This is a genomic window from Kiloniella majae (assembly GCF_002118315.1).
GTDB lineage: Bacteria > Pseudomonadota > Alphaproteobacteria > Kiloniellales > Kiloniellaceae > Kiloniella > Kiloniella majae.
Map to the genome: position 1 here is coordinate 339,251 of NZ_MTSZ01000001.1, position 20,204 is coordinate 359,454.

Sequence of the window (20,204 nt, forward strand, 5' to 3'; positions counted from 1 at the left end):
GTATTTTATTCACTAAATAAGGCCTCTTTTGAGCCTCTATCTCTTACTATTCAATAAAACAGAAAAAAATGAGTGTCCCTGAACAATGTTTCCAACATTGCCTTTTAAAGAGAGATTTCAGGGTCTCTTTAAAATGGAGAGCACCATAATCAACAAAGCGCCCAAACAGGCAAAAACCAGTATGTATCCGCTATTACTGATCAAGTACGAGATTAAAAAATCCCTCTCGTGGAAAGGAAAGGAATAGATGAAGAAGCCTCTGATTTTCATTATGACCAACATAAAGAAATAGCTACCACCAAAGACCATAGCACCAGCGACTAAAGCTTTCATACCAAAGCATGGTGTTTTCAAAAACTTAGGTAATACAAAGCTTCCTGAAAGCATTAAAATTGGAACAATCCAAAGATCCCATAACGAAAAGAGATCAATAAAACCGCGCTGCGGGATACTCTCCATGCTTAGAATAAACGCTCGCTCTGATAAATACTCCGGAATATGAATAAGGGCATAAATCCCGCAACCACCAAACAGGGTAAAAAGGCTAAGATACAACCTGGAAACCATCGTAGTTTTCCCATACAGACAAAGAGGAAACATTGAAAATCAATTGTTTCCTCTTTGTATTACTCGAATTAAATCACCTGTTTCAAACAACATCAACAGGATGAAAGATAACTACGACTAATCTACGACCAGCGCCATCTGATCAAGAAGGTTATTAATAATCTGCACATCGGACAAACTACCTCCTTGCGTCAAATCAATGTCCTGTAACAAAATTTCTTTATCTGTTCCACTACCATCGCCATTAACATCAATCTCAATGCGCGTATCAGAACCCGATTGCGAAAAGTGCAAATACCGATCAAGATTTTCATTATTTTCTGCCGATAATAACTCTCCAAGATGAAGAGTATCTCCTTGGCCGATAGAAAAATCACCAATGACATCGTTATCTGTTTCACCATTCCGGAAAATAAAGACATCAGCACCTTCCCCGCCAATTAAGGTATCTTCACCATGGCCACCTTCGATCAAGTCATTGGACTTAGTACCTGTTAAGATATCATCTTCAGAACTTCCGATAATGTCCAGTCCAGGCGAGTTCCCGATAACAGAAACAGTAGTTGAGATCACATCACTATCTTCGGTTCCATCATTGACTGTTACTTCGATAGTACGGCTTGATTGAAGACCACTGATATCGGGGTTATCTGATGTACTGTGATAGTTAATGTGCTCAAGAACAGCTTCATATTCAGACGCACTGGCGGCACCCGTCAGCATTAAAATACCACTGGAACTGTCATAGTTAATGTTAATGCCCGTCGGCAGGCTATAGCCACCAAAATCAAGCACATCACCAATAACAAAATCGGTTATGGTTACGGTTGCCGAGACAATGCTGTCCGCAGTATCAATATCTGTCAGTTCAAGATCGCTGAAAAGCACAACCGGATCACCGCCTTCGGTAAAAGCGTGATATGTCAAACCATCTTCGGTATTTTGGTAAGATCGCAAAGAACCATCTGCATTATAGGTTTTGCTGTAAATTTGCGTCCCCCTGCGCAGGATTACAACCCAGCCTCCATCTTCCAACCCGGCAACAGCCGCGATATCCTCATTAACATGGCCAAACATATGGTAGACAGTTATTTCATCCCCCTGTCGCGATCCATTTGCGTCAAACACCTGGCTTTTGATAAAGAAGCGCCCTGGTTCTGCAAAGTCAGACGCCCAGACGGCAACCCATCCGCCATCGCTCAGCGACGTTGTTACAACACCTTCCTGATCACCAGCTGTCTCGCTATTGATCTGAAACTCTGTGCCACGGGGCGTACCATCCGGATTATAAGCCTGTCCAAAGATGCCGTTCCCGGAACCATCCTGATCATCACCGCCATGCCAGGTGACAACCCAGCTACCGTCTTTTAACCCGACCACTGATGGTTTTCTCTGGGTTCCTTCCAGATGGCTGTTAACCAGCGTTGCCTCTGTCAGCGGATTACCCGCAGCATCGTATGCACGCATAAAAATGTTCGTCGAAGTTACATCTGTCGAATCACTCAGCTCGTGCCAGGTCACAACCCAGTTCCCATTTGCAAGTGTTGTCATTTCGGCATCAAGGTAGATATTAACGACATGCCTGTCGCTCACTTGAAACTCATCACCACGTGCCGTTCCATCAGAATTAAAAATACGCGCCTTAACATATGAGCCACTTGCTGTGCTGTGCCAACTTACGACCCAACCACCGTCATTCAGAGCTGTAACTGTTGAGTTTCGCTCACTTCCATATTCAAGATCACTAATTTTAATGCTCTCATGTGCGGTTCCATCCGGATCATACAATCGCCCATAAAGTTTATTAGGAAGTCCTTGACCACTTTTAGCATGCCAACTTACAAACCACCCACCATTAGGCAGACTTGTTACATCCGGATGATGATACGAAAAATGCTCCTGCGGCGGAAAGACATCAAAATCATCACCCCGTGGACTTCCATCCGCATTAAAAACACGACCTTTCACATGCATAAATTCATCAGAATTTTCATCTTCTGGCTTACGATACATCCAGACAGATACCCACCCACCATCGGGCAAGTGACTAACGGATGGTTGATGCATATAATGGTTATGGTTGAAATCACTATTTACTCTGATCAGATCCCGTAAATTTGTGTGATCAATAATCTCCGGTGCATCATTACTGCCAGTAATGGTAATAACAACTTCCTGGATTAACGGTGCCCCGTTTCCGTCTCGGATCGCAACCTCATAGGTTTGCGTCAGGGTCTCACCTTCGGCCAGATGATCCAGATCGGCATCATCGACAGTAAAGGTCCAGTTCACAACTTTATTGTCCTGATCCATTACGGGCGTAAACCGTCCCAGATAGTTCCCGCTTCCCTCACCAGCGGTGAATATTACCTGATGCTCATCTGACAAGTCATCATCGGTAAAATGAATACTGCCCTCTGTGCTCAGTTCGGTATTGTTTTCCCCTTGTTGCTGATCAGCAATCTCATCAATAGAACCACTTGTTTCCCCGGAAACAACAACCGGTTGATCATTAGCTCCCTCGATAGTGATAACAACATTTTCGGTTACACTGCCACCATTACCATCTTCGATAGTAACACGGTAAATTTGGGTTAAACTTTCTTCCCTCCCAAGGTAATTCAGGGCAGAATCCTCAACTGAGAAAGTCCAGTTTATCGTGCCATCAGACTGATTTAAAACAGGCGAAAAGCGTCCCAGATAATTTTCCTGATCCGCTGTAAATGTAATACGGTGATCATCAGTGATATCAGCATCAGAAAATGAGATAGTGCCCGTTGCACGATGCTCTGTTTGGTTTTCACCAATTGCACCGTCACGCATTTCTGTAACAGTTCCCTCAGACGCCTCGGACGTGATAACTGGTGCGTCATTTGTTCCGTGAAGAGTGATCATCACGTCCTGTTGGGTCGTACCACTATGCCCATCGTCAACCGTAACTGTATAAACCTGTGTAAGACTTTCCCCGGCGGCTAAATGATTTACCGCAGAATCAGCAACAGTAAATGACCAGTTTATGGTTTTATTTTCCTGATCCAGAACAGGACGAAATTCGCCAAGGTACCTTTCACCATTGGCTTCAAAGCGAACGGAATGTGTGTCAATCAGATCCACATCTTCAAAAATAATCAGCCCTTCACTTCGAAGAATTTCGTCATCTTGCCCCGCATCTAATTCAATCACTTCACCCTGCTCTGTCGCAGAAGTAATAATTGGCCCATCATTACTTCCGGTCAGATTAATGGTCACTTGCTCAGTCGCAACACCACCATTGCCGTCATCTATGACAACAGTATAACGTTGCGAAATTGTTTGCCCTTCAGCAAGAAAATCAAGATCAGCATCTGCCACTTCAAACAACCACTCAACAACCTTCAGACTGGGTTCAAGCTCTGCAATAACCTGCCTTATTGTGCCCACATAATTACTGCCTTCAGGCGTAAGAGTTGCCGTATGGACATCCTCTAAATCCGGATCGATAAAAATAGCCCCTCCATGCGTGGAATGCGTGTAGTTGTTTTCACCGTCCACACCATCCATGATCTCCAGAGGGAATTGATCTTCATTCCATCCTGTTTTCAAGATCACAGGGGTCTTATTATTATTTATCGGTGCTGGCTGGACAAAAACTTCCGTGTCACTGTCATCGTTATCTCCATTCGCAATTTGCAACGAAGGTCTTGCACTATCACTCTGCAGAGCGCCCTCAGTCTCAAGCATCCCGAGAAGTTCTCCGGTATCATCTTGATACTGACTCCCACCACCGCTTTGAACATTTATTTGCCCATCGGGTCCAGCAGCGGTTTCGAAAGCATTATCACCATTTTCAAATGCTAGTACCTGTGAAATCAATTCATCAGATGACACCTCAACGCCGTTGATAATCAAAACTGGCGCATTTTCGGTATTTGCTTGATCAACGAGATCAAGGAAAACAACCCGGCTCTGTTCCGCACTAGTCTCGCCTCCAATATCGCCCATGGACAAAACAAGATTTCCGTCCTCTAGAGAGAGAGTTACGCGAGACATATCCAAGTTAAGAGCAGTTTTTTGGCCCAACGCTAGTGTATATTCAATTGTTTGACCAGCTTGTTCAGGAAAGCTGATAACAACAGAATCTCCCTGCCCGACAAGATAATCCCGACCTTCTGAACTGGTAACAACGCCTACCGTTTCTCCAGCTATTCCGCCAAGAACAATCTCTGGACTATTTTCTGCAGTTTTTGCTTCGGCAATTTGCCCGCTTTTCATTGACATCAATTTTCCTCACACAAACATGAATTCACGAATACAAGCAACCTGTCCCGAACGCAGTCATGCAGACGGAAATAGACAAGTGAACAAAGCATTGAGCAAGAATATGTTTCCGGCACCTTCACCGGCGCCTTCATTGCTCAACCTTCCTGATGGAGACAATAGACAAGGGCAATGGGGGCGTCATACCGCATTTGAGGTAGCAAAAAATTTCAATTAAGTAAAAAATGCATACTTGGCTTTTAACATTACAGAGCCAACAAATACATATCCTATAAATAATTGATAAATAACAATTAATATAACAAATTTTCGATTAATTTTATCTTTATTTGCCTAACATAGCTGGATTGAACCGAGCACATGGCTGAAACCTTACGTCTCATCACTACTCTCAAGCCCTACAGTTGAGAAACCGACACCTAAAACAGGCTCTTCTTCCCTCATATGAGGTATGACGCGTGATAACTACTTCGGTAAATTATTTCTGTCCAAGACCTTAGTCACAATCAACCTGATTGTCTGAAGGGTCTAATAATAGCTATGGCTGATTTTTTACAGCAATCCCTTTATTACAAATGCATAAACAACACAGGAAACAGGTCGTCGTGAGAAATAAAATTGCACCAGTAGCCTCATACCCAAGAACTTCATGCCCAACAACCTCACACATGGATAGATATTCTTCAGAGGTTACCCTCTTTACTTCACTGACATTAATCGCTTCATTTGGTATCGCCATGAGTATTACAACACCAACTCATGCAGAGGATGCCTGGTGTGGCTGGTCCAATACCGAAATACAGGAAAGTGGCATTAATCAGAATAGCAGTTGCCGCATTGATACAGCCAAGGGCGAGTTAGTATTGGTCGAAGGAACAAAAAAATACAACGTTGGTATAACTAACTGGTTTTCGGGTGCAGAAAATCCTCATGCAGGTGCCCAATTGAACGAATGCAGAGGACCAAAACGAAAGGTTCTGTCTGGCGACACACTATTAACGGCACCCAAAATGCGATGGATCTGCTCAAAGTTAAAATCAGGGGATCACATCATGCTCGACAAAAAAAGTATGAAAGCTACTTTACATTGTGACCAGTATGTTGCTCAAAACATTACCTTGGAAGCTGAAGGCCAAACCAAGACCTGTACCATCCCTCCCATATTACAGGAATTACCTGCTCATCTCAAAAAAGCTAATTCCTGGTATGGCTTGACACAAGATGACATGGAAAAGAAGCAAATCCAACGGGATAGTTCTTGCGAAGTAACAACTGACGATCAGACCTATCCGGAAAAGCTACAGTTTGCTTTTATCTGGGGCAAAAGCTCTTGCCATGCACTCAACTACTATTCCGATAAACATAGCTGTGGCTGGTTTGCACATAATCAGAGGTTAAGCGGAAAAAGAAAGTCGGATTATCTTTATGTTCCAAAGCTTGCCGAAGTATGCAAGGGCAAAGCCAACGAAGAAGTATTGGTGACAGAACCTTTCTGGCGAAAAGATCACAAATCCACGCCGGGTATGGGCGAAATGAATGGCTATGTTCAGTGTGAAAATGGTCAGGCCAAGAATGTCAGGCTTGAGGTCAAGCCATTGGTCGGAGAAATGGCCGCTAAAACCTGCGCCATCCCTCAAGCTTTACTAGATGATAAACCAGATATCTAATCTGATTACAGGTAAGGTCATGGCAAAAGGAAAAGAAGACAAATGTTGTTCCAAAACTCATTCAGAGCCTGTTGTTTTGTTTTCCTTAAGCTCCCCCTTTCCAAGCTTACAACCAAAGGTCCTACTGTTGCATTCCTGGCTGTCGTGGTTTTTACCTTTATGGGGATTAGCTTAATGACCAGCGACGCCAGCTCTATTTTAACGACACCATTTCCACTACACTGCAACTATGGTTGTCCGATAAAAAAAGGCTCTCAAAAAACGGATACCGATCCCAATCCGCTTTTTACGATGGGGGTACAAAATGATGGGAAGCCAGGGCATTGGTTGGCCTACTACGTTACGACAACAATCTTGAAAGAACGGGATGAGAGGAGAGCGGAATACAATGACCCTTCTCTGTCAATTTTATCTGACACAACAACCTCGACACCAGATTTCTTTTGGGGCAACGGATCACCGGCCTGGGAAAGCCTTCTGACAATGGAAGAAAGGCTCGCTCAAGAGCCAGGGATTGCTCATACCTTTGTACTGACTGGGCTGCTCCGTCATTATACGGACAAAACTTTGCGACAAGATCCAACGGTCCTTACTGGTCAAAATGATTCTACCCTTGAAATCAATCTCCAAGCCAGTTTGTGGAAAATAATTTCAATTAACACAACAGCACATACCTTTGTAAGTGCATTTATCTTTCCCTCCGGATCAGAAAAAGCGGAAAACTATTGTCCGTTCATTGTCGATGTATCCGCCATCGAAAGAGAAACCGGATTTACCTTCTTTCCGCTGACAAACCAGCTACTTCCGGAACAGCGCGAAAACCATTTTCAAGAATTGCACCCCTATATAGAGTGCTCTTGAGCATTTGATATATTTGACTAAGTTACTTTATCTTGCCTTGTTCTTCGGCACTTTGTTTTCTTCATTATCATCAGAAGTCGGAGCACCAGATATCCCTATCTCGGAAGAAATAGCCCTCGTGCACGGAGTACCTGTCTCAATTGATAACAATACAACACTCGAACTCATTTATGTATTGGATGAACGACAAGTTCCGAACAAACAATCAAAGCTATATTTTGGACTGAAAATTAAAAGGATAGATGAAGAAGCTTTAATAGAAATAAGTCCAGAATCTTTTACTGCGTGGAAAACTTATCATTTCAAATATATGAGCTCTTACTCAAGCACTCTACGCATCAAGATTTCCATGATTAACGATAAATAGAAAGTTACATTTTCTATTTTCACCCCACAATCACGCAAGTCTCTCGCGAAGCAATAAAACCTTATTAACTTCGTACTCTCACCCTTTTAAGGGTATATCCCGGTCTCGATTTGCCACATCACTGCAAAAAAATTTCTTCAAAAACTCCTTACACAAAATTCACAAAACTTTTGGTACACTCACTCTTAAAATCAACCGCATCAAATCAGATCGTTTTTGCGTACCAGTTTTGAGAAAAATCGATTTAATCTGAGTTCGGGTCGTTGCAATAGAAACTTTGCGAATTTCTGAAATTTCCTCTGTGCTATAACCTTCCGCCAAAAGGGATGAAATTTCAATCTCTGCCTTGGTTAAGCCATAGAGACCTTCCAAATTATTACAGGAAATACCACGGCGGCAGGCCGGATCAGTTAAAAACAATAATGTGCCTTCCTCAGAACGAGCAAAGTCATCCGGCTGACTGCATGCCGGGGAAACCTCCAGAATAAAAGCATCTCCTCCAGAATGCCGTTCGATAAAAATGGCACCCCCAAAAGCAATACCATTTGCTGCAATGGTTTCTTTACAGCCAGCCAAGAGTGATAAAAATACTGACTGAATACCTGCATTCTGAATACTCAGGCATTGCTCTCTGTCCCTTTTAATACCATCATCCAACGACAGGATGCGTTCTGCTTCATCATTGGTAAAAAGTATTTTCCCTTTCTTGGATACTAAAACCGCACCTACGGAAAGACGGTTCAGTGCATTAAGAGAACTTTTGACAGAACTTTCAAGCTGACATAACGGTTCCGCTAGTCGTAAGGCTCTAACCAAATGAGGTGCGAAAATCTTGACCAATTCCTGAATAAAAACGGGATCAACTTTATTCCCTTGATCACTATAAAAAGTCACCAGATCATTATAGCCATCCCGCTTACCCAAATTGGCGAAATATCTGTTCCCCAATCCAAAGACATCAGCTTTCCATGCCGAAGCAGGTGCTCGGGAACTTGAATAGTTTTCTATGCTCAGACATAGATCCTGCTCGGCAATCAAGGCATGGGGAATAAATTTTCCAATCCCCCCCAAAACTTTTGCTTCATCCGAGGCAAAATCCTTGGAAAATTCGCTATGTGCTTTTTTATTCAACGGATAACTGCGCTGAGTAATTTGCAATACACTGTTAGCCGGATCCACACGCAAAATATTGACTGCCCCCACACCGGCCATTGTTGCAAGTTTACCAAGCTGACTTGTCCACGTTTCATTATCCAAAACAGTGTCATATGTTTCAGATATGAATTTTAAATGTTCTTCTGTAATACGCATGTGATTCCAACGAAACCATGAATTATTATAACAGTACTCTTACCTTCACATCACCGGATATATCTCGGCTCATTAGATGAAAGATCTAAGCAATAAGCCTCTTTTAATAAGATCAGAATTTCTAATTTAAATTCAGGTCTTTCAGGACAAGATATTTATTATCCGGCGTGTAAAAAGGGTGATCTTGGTATAGCTTCTGAACAACCGTCCTGATATCGGTCTCTAAAACATCGACAAGTTCTTCGGCCTTTTCTGCAATCGATCCAGAATAATCCTTTGAAAAAGTCATCTTAGAAGGATCAATCCAGCCTTCTGCAACAAATCCACGAGCCTTTTTCTCGCAACGGCATGAGTTTGAGGGATCAATCAACCCACAACGCCCTCCCATAAAGTTACGAATATCTTGTACTGCTCGTGATTTTAATTTTCGAAATCCCGACGGGTTTACATCAAATATATAAGCACCTGTTTTGTGATCAACATCCAAAATTTCACCCAGAATATAAGCTAATCTTTGGTCAGCTGAGAGACACATTAACATACCTATGGTACAACTCACTTTGACTTCTTTTAGGAGCAGATCATCCTCTGGCGTTGCACCAAGGTTGCTATCTTTTATAGTATCCAACCCAGCATCAAAATCATCAAACCCCAATTGTGGAGCACGATTTTTCTTTTCTTTCTCGTTCAAAAAATGATTAACAGTCATTTTATAAACCCAAGCTTTGAAAGAAACGTCCTTGGTATATTTATTCAGGTTTGTGATCATTCTCACGATCACATCCTGTGTGATATCCAATGCCTCTTCATGCTTAAACACCATACGTCTGGCAACGTTAAACACAAAATCATAATATCGTGTAACAAGCTTATTTAATGCTTCTTTATCGCCCTCACAGGCTTTTTGCACTAACTCAAAATCATTTTGTTCAATAGGCATTTAATTAATCACGCTATTCGATTATTCATAAAAGGCCTGTATTGAGAAACACAACTGGCTACTCGTACAATATTTTGGGCATGAGTTTTCGCAACATTTAAACTATCCACTGATATCTCTTTTGGACACATGTTCTCATTGGCAGACAGAGCATAAGCACCCCATTGTAACCCTCCTTTATCAAAGCCCACAGTGTTTTTAGGTAACGGAACATAAACCAGTCCCATTTCTAGTAATACATTTGCCAAAGATATCATTGTAACTTCTACACCAGCACCCGCCTTGCCAAAACCGCCACCTGTAGCGAAACAACCGGCAACTTTGCCAACGATTTCGTCTTCTATCCAAAGAGATGCCATGACAGTATCAATCATAGCTTTTAGTTTATGATCAATCCCTCCCATTTTCACAGGTGTACCGATTATTATCGCATCTGCGTCAATAAAATCTTGTGCCATCACCTTATCACACTCAATTAACTTGGCTTGATCAAACCCCAGTTCCTTAACTCCTACCAGCATTGCTTCGGCCATACGACGGGTGCTCCCGTTATGGGAGCAATATGTAATCAGTGTTTTTGTCATTTAATTACCTATAATTACAGCTCTATAGATACCTAAACAATTGGCAATCAAATGTGTGACGAAAGTTTTCAAATAAAACTCATACCTGTTGATTTTTTTCTGTATCACCATGCTTGATCTAACTTTATAGAGTTATTTTGCCAAAGCTAATTTATCACAACCTGAAAATTATCAGATAGATGGCAAATATTCCTTCTTGTTAAAAAGCAGGATTTTCTCTTTATTCTATGTGGCTGATTGTAGCCATTACATTGCAATATATTTACAAGGTGACACAACTATTTACGCCCATCCAATGACACATTAAAGCCGACAATTTTGAAAACTTCGCCTTCTCGCAGATATTTTATAGTGAATGAATATTTATACATCTTGTTGAAATAATACCCATCGATTGCATGAACCAAATCGCCCTGTTCTTTATCATATTTCTCGATAAAAACTTGCGTTTCTAATAAATCAGAAATTTCATCAGCATAGCCCTTGAAGGGACCATAGAGATTAATAAATTCAGCTTCGCTATATTGCTGTTGAAAGGCTTCCGCAAAATTCTTGTAAAAAAAGATTAGATCATCATTGCGAACAGCTGATAGGAAAATTCGTAAATCCAGGGGGATGCGACTTTCCAGTTCTTTTTGCACCCCAATCTCGGTTCCTTGATTGTTTTTATCCAGCCCAGTCAAATTTAAGGCGTAAATTCTCCAGTCATCCTCATCTTGCCCTAAAATAAAATCAAAATGAGTGCTTTGTTCATTTTCGTTAGTCAAATGCCCAGAGACGAAACCGACTTCATTCTCTCTGTAGCGGTCTGCCCAGCTAATTTTTCCATCACGATCAAAAGAATAATTCTCCACATGAGATCTAAAACCCTCATAGGTAAGCTCATTCTGCAGATCATTTGAAAGAAGGTTATAGGCCAATTTTGTTTCCTTACTCTGCAAAGAAGCAATAAATACTTCACCTGTCTTTTCCAGACTATTGATCTGAAAAACAACAATGACAACAAGCAAGCAAACTAAACTACAGATCAAAAAGGCACCTTTTGCGATCGTTTTTAATGTCATGCTCATTCCTTTTTGCACCTTAACTTTACCAACGGAATTGCTATTCGACATTACCTACTTTTCGATCGCTTCGTGCCAAGTCGATACAACTTCTTCACTTGTTTCACTTCCCTCACCTCACCGCATCCCCTAAATGAGGTATATACAACTATATTATCGAAAACTATTCGCTGACACTCGACTAAACCAGTTTCTCTCCAATATTTGATGCCCTTATAGGCAATCACAGACACTCAAGTTTAATGAAACTATCACTTGCTATTCAAAAGCAAAATGTTCACTATACGTTCTTATTGTTTGCGAAATAAATTACAGAGAATATAAATGGCTAAATCCGATAAACTATCTGATAAGCATTGCATATTTATCCAACAACAGCCTCTTTTCTTTGTCGCAACAGCGGGAAAAGACAGCCGGGTAAATCTTTCACCAAAAGGCCTGGATAGTCTGCGTATCATTAATCCAAACCGGATCATGTGGTTAAATCTCAGCGGCAGCGGGAATGAAACAGCAGCTCATTTGCTTGACGTTAATCGTATGACGCTCATGTTTTGTGCCTTCGAGGGCGCAGCGCTAATTCTGCGCGTATACGCTCAGGCTAGTATTCTACATCCCAGAGACGATGGATGGAACGAAGCACTTTCTAATTTTCCCGAAGCAGCAGGCAGCCGACAGATATTCGATATGACAATCGATCTTGTTCAAACGTCTTGTGGAACTGGTGTACCAGAAATGAGCTTCGTCAAAAGCCGGGCAGAGAAAGAGCTGCTACCCTTCTACGAAGAAATGGGGCCAGAGGGAGTAGAGAAATACTGGGCGCGCAAAAATGTTAAAAGCATAGATGGTCATGCCACCGGAATTTTTAACGACGATTAAAATAATCCGCCTTCTTAATCGGGAATAACCTGTCCGTCCCAGGCAAGAATTTGACCGCTCTTATCCGGCGTTATCTCTTTGATAACTGAAATCATTTTTTCTGCTGAATAGTCTGAAGGAAACAACTTGCCTTTGGGAACATTTGCCTGAAAAGGCTTGGAGAGATCGCTATCAACCGTTCCCGGATGCAGGCCTATAATAACAGCATTCTTATTGGTTCTTTTAATTTCAATACTCGCCGTCTTAATAAACATATTAAGCGCCGTCTTTGACATACGGTACGCATACCATCCCCCCAGACGATTATCACCAATAGATCCAACCCTCGCTGAAATTGCAGCAAAAACAGAACGTGACTTTCGATTTAACTTGGGAAGAAAGTGTTTAGCAACCAAGGTTGGCCCAATTGTATTCACTGCATAGAGTTCGGCTAACTTCTCATAAGATAAATCTTTGAGCGACTTTTCCGGCATCAAGTCTTTGTCATGAAGCTTTCCTGTCGCCACAATAACAAGATCAACAGGCTCCTTGATCATATTTGCCTTAAGTGAAAGTTCTTCTTCATTTAAGAAGTCCAGCTCATAGCAGGTTATTTTCGGTAAGAAATAAGGTATCTCACGTCTGGAAAACACATGTAAAAATGCAGATGGATATTCGCTAGAGAGTTTTTGAACCAAGGCTTTGCCAATCGTCCCCGAGCCACCAAAAACAACAATATTATCCATATATTTTACTTCCTATTGTCCATTTCACAAAACCAGCTTAGGGCCACTTAATAACATTGCGTAAGACACCAACACCTTCGATCTCAACTGAGATTTCATCACCAGAAACGAGTGCTGAAGTTCGACCTGGTGTGCCCATGAAAATCATATCGCCAGGTTCTAACGTGAAATAATGGCTAAGATAACTAACAACTTTTTCTGGTTTATGGATCATATGAGCCGTGGTTTCCTGTTGAACAACTTTGCCATTTAATCTGGTGGTTAACAGCAGCTTGTTCCAATCAAGTCCTGTGACAATAGCTGGTCCCACTGGCCCAAATCCATCACTTGCTTTGGCCCGCATCCACTGAAGGTCACTGCCTTGCCAGGATCTTTCAGTCAAGTCATTCCCCGCCGTTATCCCAAAGATATATTCCCCAGCCTTTTCTTCTGTAACATTTTTGGCTTTCTTGCCAATAACAACTACCAGTTCTCCCTCAAAGTGAACATTTTGCGCATCTATGGGTACCAGGACATCCTGGTTATGACCGATGAGCGAGGATGGTAATTTTAAAAAAAGCGGTGGAGGTGCATTAGCAGCTGAAGACATGTGGCTGGCAAAATTCATTCCGACAGCAAACACCTTCGCAGGATCTGTCGGCGGCAAAAGCACAACATCTTGCAAAGTAACTGTATCATCTGAAAGTTCAGACAAGGGAAACAACCCTCCCTCTAACCGTGTGATTAGTTGTCCGGACAAGACACCGTAATAAATCTGCCCCTGTGACTCGTATCTCACATAACTTGCGCTTCGAAGGTCATCACTCTGGGCAACCTTGCCAAGATATAGAAGGCTAATACCGACCCAGATAACGATCAACTTTAGTTGCATGATTTCCTCGCTTGTCAGTCACACACCCTAGATTTCCCAATAAGTGTAGCCCTCATATATCAAACGATGGAAACATTATTTTCTAAGCTCATCATGCTTAAAATATAATGATCATCGGATTGGTTTACACCCTTTGAAATAAAGAAATATCAACGTGTTAATCACCTCTATATTTACAAGTTCTCTTTTTGTAATTGCTTATATTGCTCGCCAAACATACCCTAATAAAAACTTGCACTTGGTGACATTATGAAATCTCAGTACGAATTGTATATTTGTGATATCACAGGTGCGCATGAACCTGTTGCACTATTTATTTCGAATACTCCATTTCCCAATCAACAAGTCGGACAGCGTTTCGATGATCATGGGTGGGATAGATTAAGAGGAGTTGGTAAAATTGCTTCGGAACAAGAACCAAAGAGATACACAGTACATTCAATAAAAACGACACTCCTAACCCAAAAAAATATAAATATCTTTCAAACCTGGCTAAACCTCTCTCCTTTTCATGGCAAAAGATCACCAGTTTTTGGAGATACGCCCCCAACCATGTCTTCGGAAGAAGCAAAGCAAAAATAACTCTGCAGAATTAATTCGACACATTTTGGGAACGTTTAACTATCAGCTATAATTGATAAACTTAATATCATCATAAAATCATAAGACTATGTATCTGTAATATTTTTTGATCAGGTTGAATAAGGGCATTTACTTTTTCCCCATTCTCGCTGTAGTATCCCCGTCACAAAATGAGAAGCCAAACACGAAGATACCTACAGTTCTCGTATTTGATGGCTCGCATAGTACAAAAATACAACACCAATATAATATATCAACAAGCTCTTGAAATTATAAACATTTCCGGAGCTTTATGCCATACAGACAAATCGAAGATCCAGATCAATCCGGGGGATAGGTTATCGTGAGTCCTGACGACGGTAGCACTCAACATAATGCTTTGAATTACAAGGCACAGAACCAGACTTCGCATGAAGCGCTATATCAGGCTGCAATGCACCCCGGAAGCACGCGTCCACGGATAAGCCTTATTGCATCAGCAGCAACAACCTGCTCGATTATCCTCTGTTATGGCACGCTGATACTTATTAACCTGTTCGGCAAAATGGGTTTTGAAATTACTGTCAATGAAACTCTCTGGGCCGGTGCCATTACCATCGCGTCTCTTTTTGCCATTCTTGGCTTGTTTGCTAATCTCTTTCGCCATAAACACTTCTTACCACTTGTTATGGGGTGCCTTGGCTGTGGATTTGTGAATTTTGTCATGCATTTCGATGACAACATGTTCATTGAATTCACTGGCTTTGCCTGCCTTTGCTTAGCAGCAGTACTGGACTGGCGCGCCTTAAAAAGAAACTAAAATAACCATAAGCGTCGCAGAGCAAATAAAATCTGTTACCTTGTGTTAAATCGCGAAACTGACATCAAGCAAGACAGTGAAAAAAGAGATACCTTCTGTACCTGTACCTTCTCAGGACATCCCAAACCCGGATAAATCCATGTCCAGACGCAGGGATGATGATCCTGCCTATAATGATGCCTGTCGCTTTATCATAAAGCTGGGCACGGCAGTACATGGATATGGTCCCTCGGCAGCCCGCCTTGAAGCTTATCTCAACGGTGTCACTGAAGCTTTGGGCTATCAAGGTGTTTTCCGCTCCACCCCGTCCGAAATTACCTTCGCCTTTTCCAAGCCGGGTCAGCTATGGCAACGAACGCATATCGCACCGGTTCCTGTTGGCGGCTATAATATGGCAAAGCTGGCCTACGTTGGTGAACTTGTCGAAAAGCTTGTGTCCGGTGAATATAATCTCTCGGAAGCCTATGACAGGCTGGATGAAATCGAAAACATGTCAAACCCTTGGGGCGTTACGACCTATGCGCTGAGTTTTGTCCTGGTCGGTTTTGGCTTCGCCGGCCTGATCCAGGGAAACTTATGGGATGTAGCAATATCCGGCCTCTTAAGCCTTGCAGTTTATATTATACTTGTCATTGCCGATAAAACCGGGGGGCGTTTTGCAGATGCCCTCCCCTTTGTTTCTGCATATTTTGCCGGGCTGAGTGCCGCCCTCATAAAACTGTTTTTGCCAGAGCTTAACCACACTGTTGTCACTCTTTCAGCAATTGTCATTTTGATTCCCGGTTTTATGGTTTCTGCCGGAATCATTGAGATTGTTGAAAACCATGTGGTTGCAGGATCTGCCCGATTGATGGGTGGACTTGTTTATCTGATCAAACAGTTTACAGGTGCCTGGTTGGGCATTGCTACGGTTGGTCTTCTCTGGTCTTCGGAAAACGGGGCCATTGGCTCTCATACGACAGGTAATGAAATCTGGCTTTATATTGCCATGCTCTTTCTGGGCCTTTGTTTCGCTTACCAGACATTACTCAGGGATTTTATCTGGGTTGTGATCAGCTGTGCCCTTTCCTTTGGTGCAGTTAATCTCAGCAGCGTTCTTTTAAATGCAAACCTCGGCACTCTTTTCGGAGCTATAGCAGCCGGACTTTTTGCCAACCTCTGGGCCAGGACAACCGGACGCCCAACATCCATTGTTCTCATTCCCTCAATCACGGTTCTTGTCAGTGGATCGATTGGTTTCCGGGGGCTTGTCGTTGTCGCCGCGGGTCAAACAGATCAGGGCCTTGATCAATTCATGCAGATGTTTGTTGTTGCCTTGGCTATTGCAGCAGGTCTTCTGGTGGCCAATACAATTTTACGCCCCAAAGTAACACTTTGAAGTAACAAAAAGGGTGCTCAAACCGCACCCTTTCAAATCAGCCCACCGAAACAAGATAATGAAACGGGATAATTAAACCGTCAGATTTGGTATGATTTGCTTCTTACGGGATACAATCCCTGGCAACACAACACTGTCACCAGAAACACTGACGCCAAAAGATTTTTCGGCAACTTGTTTCACCAGATCATTCGCAACTAGCAAGGTGGCTTCTTCTTTCAGGATATTCACAACAAAAAGAAGAACCTGATCAATACGATCTTCGGCAGCAACCGTTGCCATTGACGCCATCAAGCTGTCTTTCCGGGTAAATATTGTTTCCGGGCTCGTCGTCTCCAAAACTGAAACGCGGAACTTGGTATCACCGATCTCATATTTCTTACTATCAAGACGAAGCAACTCGGCATCGGAAAAATGAGAAACATCAGATTTCGCCGCGAACATTTCCCCTGCATAGGTTGGAATATCCAGCCCCAGATCACTTGCCAGCTCTGCTGCAAGTTTGCGATCTACAGCAGTGGTGGTCGGGCTTCTGAATTCCAGTGTATCGGACAGGATACATGACAGCATCAACCCCTTAATGCCTTCGGGTGCTTTGGCAACATCATCACCCATCATTCCAATCATAATTGTCGCGGTGGATGCCAAGGGCTTGATGGTAATATTAATCGGCTGTTTTGTTTTGATACCGCCAACCAACAGGTGATGATCAATGATCTCTATAATATTGGCGTCATTAACATTCACAGGTAATTCAGCCGGATTATTGGTATCGACAATCACGACATCCTGATCAGCTTCCAAATCCCCCAGAAGATCCGGTATTTCAAATCCCCAGCGTTTGGCAACAAACTGTGCTTCTGTATTCGGTACTCCAAGAACAAAAGCTTCTGCGCTCTGCCCTTTTATTTCTTTAAGATACCAAGCCCAGATCAGGGCCGAGCAAGTTGCATCTGTGTCAGGCGCCAAATGGCCAAAAATTTTGATCATGTTCAAACAGTCATCATTTTATCAGTAAAAAGATCGGATTCACCTGCTGTTATAATAAAGCATCAGGCGTCTGTCACGATCCTTTCAACTCTGTCGGACATGGTCTGTCGCCCGCAGCAGTTATAATCGTTGAGTTGATAGGAATAGTCTCGGGATAACAAACTGCCACAAGGATAAAAACTTAGACTTTAACTTACTGATATTAAAGCTAGGCATAGAAAAGAGGCGCCGATGATTGCGATAAAAAAAACCATCGTTTTATACGAAAAAGAGACCTGTTTAGCACCCTGACATTTAAAGCGTTTGGAATTAGGTATTAACTAGGATCATCGCTTTCTGTCTTGTTAAAACCATACTCAGCGAGGATTTGATCATACCTGCCACTTTCTTTCAGCGCGTCAATTCCCCGATCAAAGGCCAAGGTTAATTCATGCTTTTTAAACACCGCATATTTGTGCCCGGGTAAAAACACCTGATGAATGGCAATCGGTTGCGTTGTGTCTAGTCCCTCGCGAAAACGGGCATTTTTGACAAACCAGGCCAGAATGTTCTTGTCACCAATCACCAGATCAACATCACCGGCATAAAGCCTTGTGATTTGTTCGCGTTGTTTGGGAACTTCCTGATAAAATTTAAAGGTCGGGATCAGTTGAGCAAAATCATCCCCCAAAACTTTCGAAGCAGTTTGAAAGGCCACAACGCGCATGCCTTTCAAGTCTGCCAAACGATTAATACCCAGATCATTCTCGGCCAAGGAAATCGCTACGTTTTGGTAAGTTATATAGGTTTTGGAATAAAACCCATCCAACTCTTCAAGCGAGGAAACGGTAATGGCCCCATCGGTCACACCATCAAGAAATTCCGCATTGCGACGTTTGTTTGATACATAAAATGGGATAATTGTATAGCCCTCAAGGGCCATAGCCTCACGTACAATATCCAGCTCTGCCCCTCGGTTTTTATTTGTTAAAACATAGGGCGGGACAGAAAATCCCACACTGATGTGAACCACTTTATCGCTTTTTTGGGATTCCGACGTTTGCGCCAGAAGCGGCGCAGAATAAATAACAACCAAACCTATGGACAAGAGCAAACAAAGGAACTGCTTCAGACGGAATGTTTCTGATAGTTTTAGTACAGTATTTCGTAAAGTACGACACCCCGAGCACATCTAAAGCATCCTCACTCTTTTTAAATAAATGCGTCTTTATTCAAAAAACGAGTTCCAATAGGACGTACGACTATATCAGAAAAAATTCATCTATTGCGAGAAAATATATATAAACCACAATCAAATTTTCGTCACCCTTGATGGCCAAGTCAAAAATTCGAATTAAGACCACAGCTCCATGAGCTATCCATAATCCAAGATATCACCCGGTTTACAGTCCAGCACCTCGCATATCTTTTGCAAAGTATTGAACCTTATCCCTTTGACCTTACCTGACTTGAGAAGCGACAAATTTTGTACCGTAATGCCCACCTCTGCGGCCAGTTCGTTTGACCGCATTTTCCGTTTCGCCAACATAATATCCAGCGTCACAATAATTTCTTTTTGGCTTTCTTTTTCCGGCACGTCCATTTTTTCTGCTTTATCATCCATCGAGTTAAACAATCTTTTCGTATTCTTCGGCAATTTCACCAGCACGCATCATGACTGATGCCATCAAAGAAAGAAGGATACCAACCAGCAATAAAACAAAAGCAATCGGTGCGGTAGATGCATCCAGATCCAATGTAATCATGCGTTGTCCCGCTGGGTTATTATAGGTCAGCGCCAAACTCATCAATGCCTGTACAACAGGTATAAGGATTGTAAAAAAAACGAGAGACAATCCAAAACGACGAAGAGACTGACTAAATGAAGGCAAATGCCATTCCCCTGTATTAATTTGCTTGAATATGCGCCCGACTGCCATCAAACCAACGGCTAATACCATCAGATGTGCCGTCGAAATAAATCCCCCCAACAGGCGATTGTTTATCGCAACATTAAATTCCGTCTCCATCATTCCGGAATAGGCACGTGCAGGAAATTCAACGAGTTCCGGGCTCATCCACAAACCGATATTAATCATCAGGAAAAGTACCGCCAACAAACGAGAGAAAGGGGCTAAAAATCGAGTAAGATACATCAACATAAAAACAATCCGAATTCATTTTAATTTATTAAAAATTTATCGCTAAACAATAATTATGTCAATTAAAACATGTATCGACTCCATCGACATTTTTAAATTTAAAACCTTGCTGATCTTTCGCCAGAGGCTTTACCCCCCATACAACTCCCAAAGCCATTGTTCTAAGAGGCCTGCAAAAGAGTATTGATCTCCACAAAGGATAAAGGCATGATCGCCAGCGAAAC

18 protein-coding genes are annotated in these 20,204 nt (G+C 42.3%); 6 read left to right on the forward strand and 12 right to left on the reverse strand.

The genetic code is table 11. From position 1 onward, the window contains the following. Positions 1-117: 117 nt before the first annotated feature. A complete protein-coding gene (locus BKB51_RS01545) occupies positions 118-567 on the reverse strand; it encodes a hypothetical protein (protein WP_085899331.1) in 450 nt (149 codons plus the stop codon). A gap of 117 nt (positions 568-684) precedes the next feature. Further along, a complete protein-coding gene (locus BKB51_RS01550; protein ID WP_085899332.1) occupies positions 685-4,824 on the reverse strand; it encodes a VCBS domain-containing protein in 4,140 nt (1,379 codons plus the stop codon). 668 nt (positions 4,825-5,492) lie between these two features. Here BKB51_RS01550 and BKB51_RS01555 point away from each other — a divergent pair. Together BKB51_RS01555 and BKB51_RS01560 are read left to right on the forward strand one after the other, a co-directional pair. Further along, complete coding sequence (locus BKB51_RS01555) at positions 5,493-6,491, forward strand: hypothetical protein (RefSeq protein ID WP_085899333.1); 999 nt, start codon at positions 5,493-5,495, stop codon at positions 6,489-6,491. Positions 6,492-6,533: 42 nt separating this feature from the next. Next, the gene (locus BKB51_RS01560) at positions 6,534-7,352 is read left to right on the forward strand and encodes a DNA/RNA non-specific endonuclease (protein WP_085899334.1); all 819 of its coding nucleotides are present in this window, start codon (positions 6,534-6,536) and stop codon (positions 7,350-7,352) included. Between the two features lie 526 nt (positions 7,353-7,878). On the opposite strand, the gene BKB51_RS01570 is transcribed toward BKB51_RS01560, so the two are convergent. The 4 genes from BKB51_RS01570 to BKB51_RS01585 all read right to left on the reverse strand — a co-directional run bounded on the left by BKB51_RS01570 (position 7,879) and on the right by BKB51_RS01585 (position 11,636). Beyond that, positions 7,879-9,030 (reverse strand): helix-turn-helix transcriptional regulator, encoded by a 1,152-nt coding sequence (locus BKB51_RS01570; RefSeq protein WP_085899336.1) that lies wholly within the window; start codon positions 9,028-9,030, stop codon positions 7,879-7,881. A 121-nt stretch (positions 9,031-9,151) separates the two neighbouring features. Beyond that, positions 9,152-9,970: an RNA polymerase sigma factor gene (locus BKB51_RS01575; RefSeq protein WP_085899337.1), complete on the reverse strand. Its 819-nt coding sequence runs from the start codon at positions 9,968-9,970 to the stop codon at positions 9,152-9,154. Positions 9,971-9,978: 8 nt separating this feature from the next. Next, positions 9,979-10,554, reverse strand: a complete 576-nt coding sequence (locus BKB51_RS01580) for an NAD(P)H-dependent oxidoreductase (RefSeq protein WP_085899338.1) — start codon at positions 10,552-10,554, stop codon at positions 9,979-9,981. A 278-nt stretch (positions 10,555-10,832) separates the two neighbouring features. Further along, the gene (locus tag BKB51_RS01585) at positions 10,833-11,636 is read right to left on the reverse strand and encodes a DUF4864 domain-containing protein (protein WP_125911758.1); all 804 of its coding nucleotides are present in this window, start codon (positions 11,634-11,636) and stop codon (positions 10,833-10,835) included. A gap of 306 nt (positions 11,637-11,942) precedes the next feature. Here BKB51_RS01585 and BKB51_RS01590 point away from each other — a divergent pair, with 306 nt between their 5' ends. After that, positions 11,943-12,494 carry a pyridoxamine 5'-phosphate oxidase family protein gene (locus BKB51_RS01590; RefSeq protein WP_085899340.1) on the forward strand — a complete coding sequence of 184 codons (552 nt, stop codon included), beginning with the start codon at positions 11,943-11,945 and terminating at the stop codon, positions 12,492-12,494. A 14-nt stretch (positions 12,495-12,508) separates the two neighbouring features. Here BKB51_RS01590 and BKB51_RS01595 read toward each other — a convergent pair whose 3' ends face one another. After that, a complete protein-coding gene (locus BKB51_RS01595; protein WP_085899341.1) occupies positions 12,509-13,219 on the reverse strand; it encodes an SDR family NAD(P)-dependent oxidoreductase in 711 nt (236 codons plus the stop codon). Between the two features lie 37 nt (positions 13,220-13,256). Next, positions 13,257-14,090: a fumarylacetoacetate hydrolase family protein gene (locus tag BKB51_RS01600; protein WP_085899342.1), complete on the reverse strand. Its 834-nt coding sequence runs from the start codon at positions 14,088-14,090 to the stop codon at positions 13,257-13,259. 249 nt (positions 14,091-14,339) lie between these two features. Here BKB51_RS01600 and BKB51_RS01605 point away from each other — a divergent pair, with 249 nt between their 5' ends. From BKB51_RS01605 to BKB51_RS01615, 3 genes are all read left to right on the forward strand, one after another. Next, on the forward strand, positions 14,340-14,672 hold the full coding sequence (locus BKB51_RS01605) for a hypothetical protein (protein ID WP_085899343.1): 333 nt from the start codon (positions 14,340-14,342) through the stop codon (positions 14,670-14,672). A gap of 343 nt (positions 14,673-15,015) precedes the next feature. Then, complete coding sequence (locus tag BKB51_RS01610; RefSeq protein WP_085899344.1) at positions 15,016-15,471, forward strand: MerC family mercury resistance protein; 456 nt, start codon at positions 15,016-15,018, stop codon at positions 15,469-15,471. Positions 15,472-15,547: 76 nt separating this feature from the next. After that, positions 15,548-16,849 (forward strand): threonine/serine exporter family protein, encoded by a 1,302-nt coding sequence (locus tag BKB51_RS01615; protein WP_125911759.1) that lies wholly within the window; start codon positions 15,548-15,550, stop codon positions 16,847-16,849. A gap of 72 nt (positions 16,850-16,921) precedes the next feature. Here BKB51_RS01615 and BKB51_RS01620 read toward each other — a convergent pair whose 3' ends face one another. From BKB51_RS01620 to BKB51_RS01635, 4 genes are all read right to left on the reverse strand, one after another. Next, a complete protein-coding gene (locus tag BKB51_RS01620) occupies positions 16,922-17,839 on the reverse strand; it encodes a manganese-dependent inorganic pyrophosphatase (protein ID WP_085899346.1) in 918 nt (305 codons plus the stop codon). Between the two features lie 316 nt (positions 17,840-18,155). Next, positions 18,156-19,010 carry a substrate-binding periplasmic protein gene (locus BKB51_RS01625; protein WP_085899347.1) on the reverse strand — a complete coding sequence of 285 codons (855 nt, stop codon included), beginning with the start codon at positions 19,008-19,010 and terminating at the stop codon, positions 18,156-18,158. Positions 19,011-19,193: 183 nt separating this feature from the next. Then, a complete protein-coding gene (locus tag BKB51_RS01630) occupies positions 19,194-19,442 on the reverse strand; it encodes a helix-turn-helix domain-containing protein (protein WP_276327905.1) in 249 nt (82 codons plus the stop codon). 4 nt (positions 19,443-19,446) lie between these two features. Then, complete coding sequence (locus BKB51_RS01635; RefSeq protein WP_085899348.1) at positions 19,447-19,980, reverse strand: hypothetical protein; 534 nt, start codon at positions 19,978-19,980, stop codon at positions 19,447-19,449. Positions 19,981-20,204 lie beyond the last annotated feature (224 nt).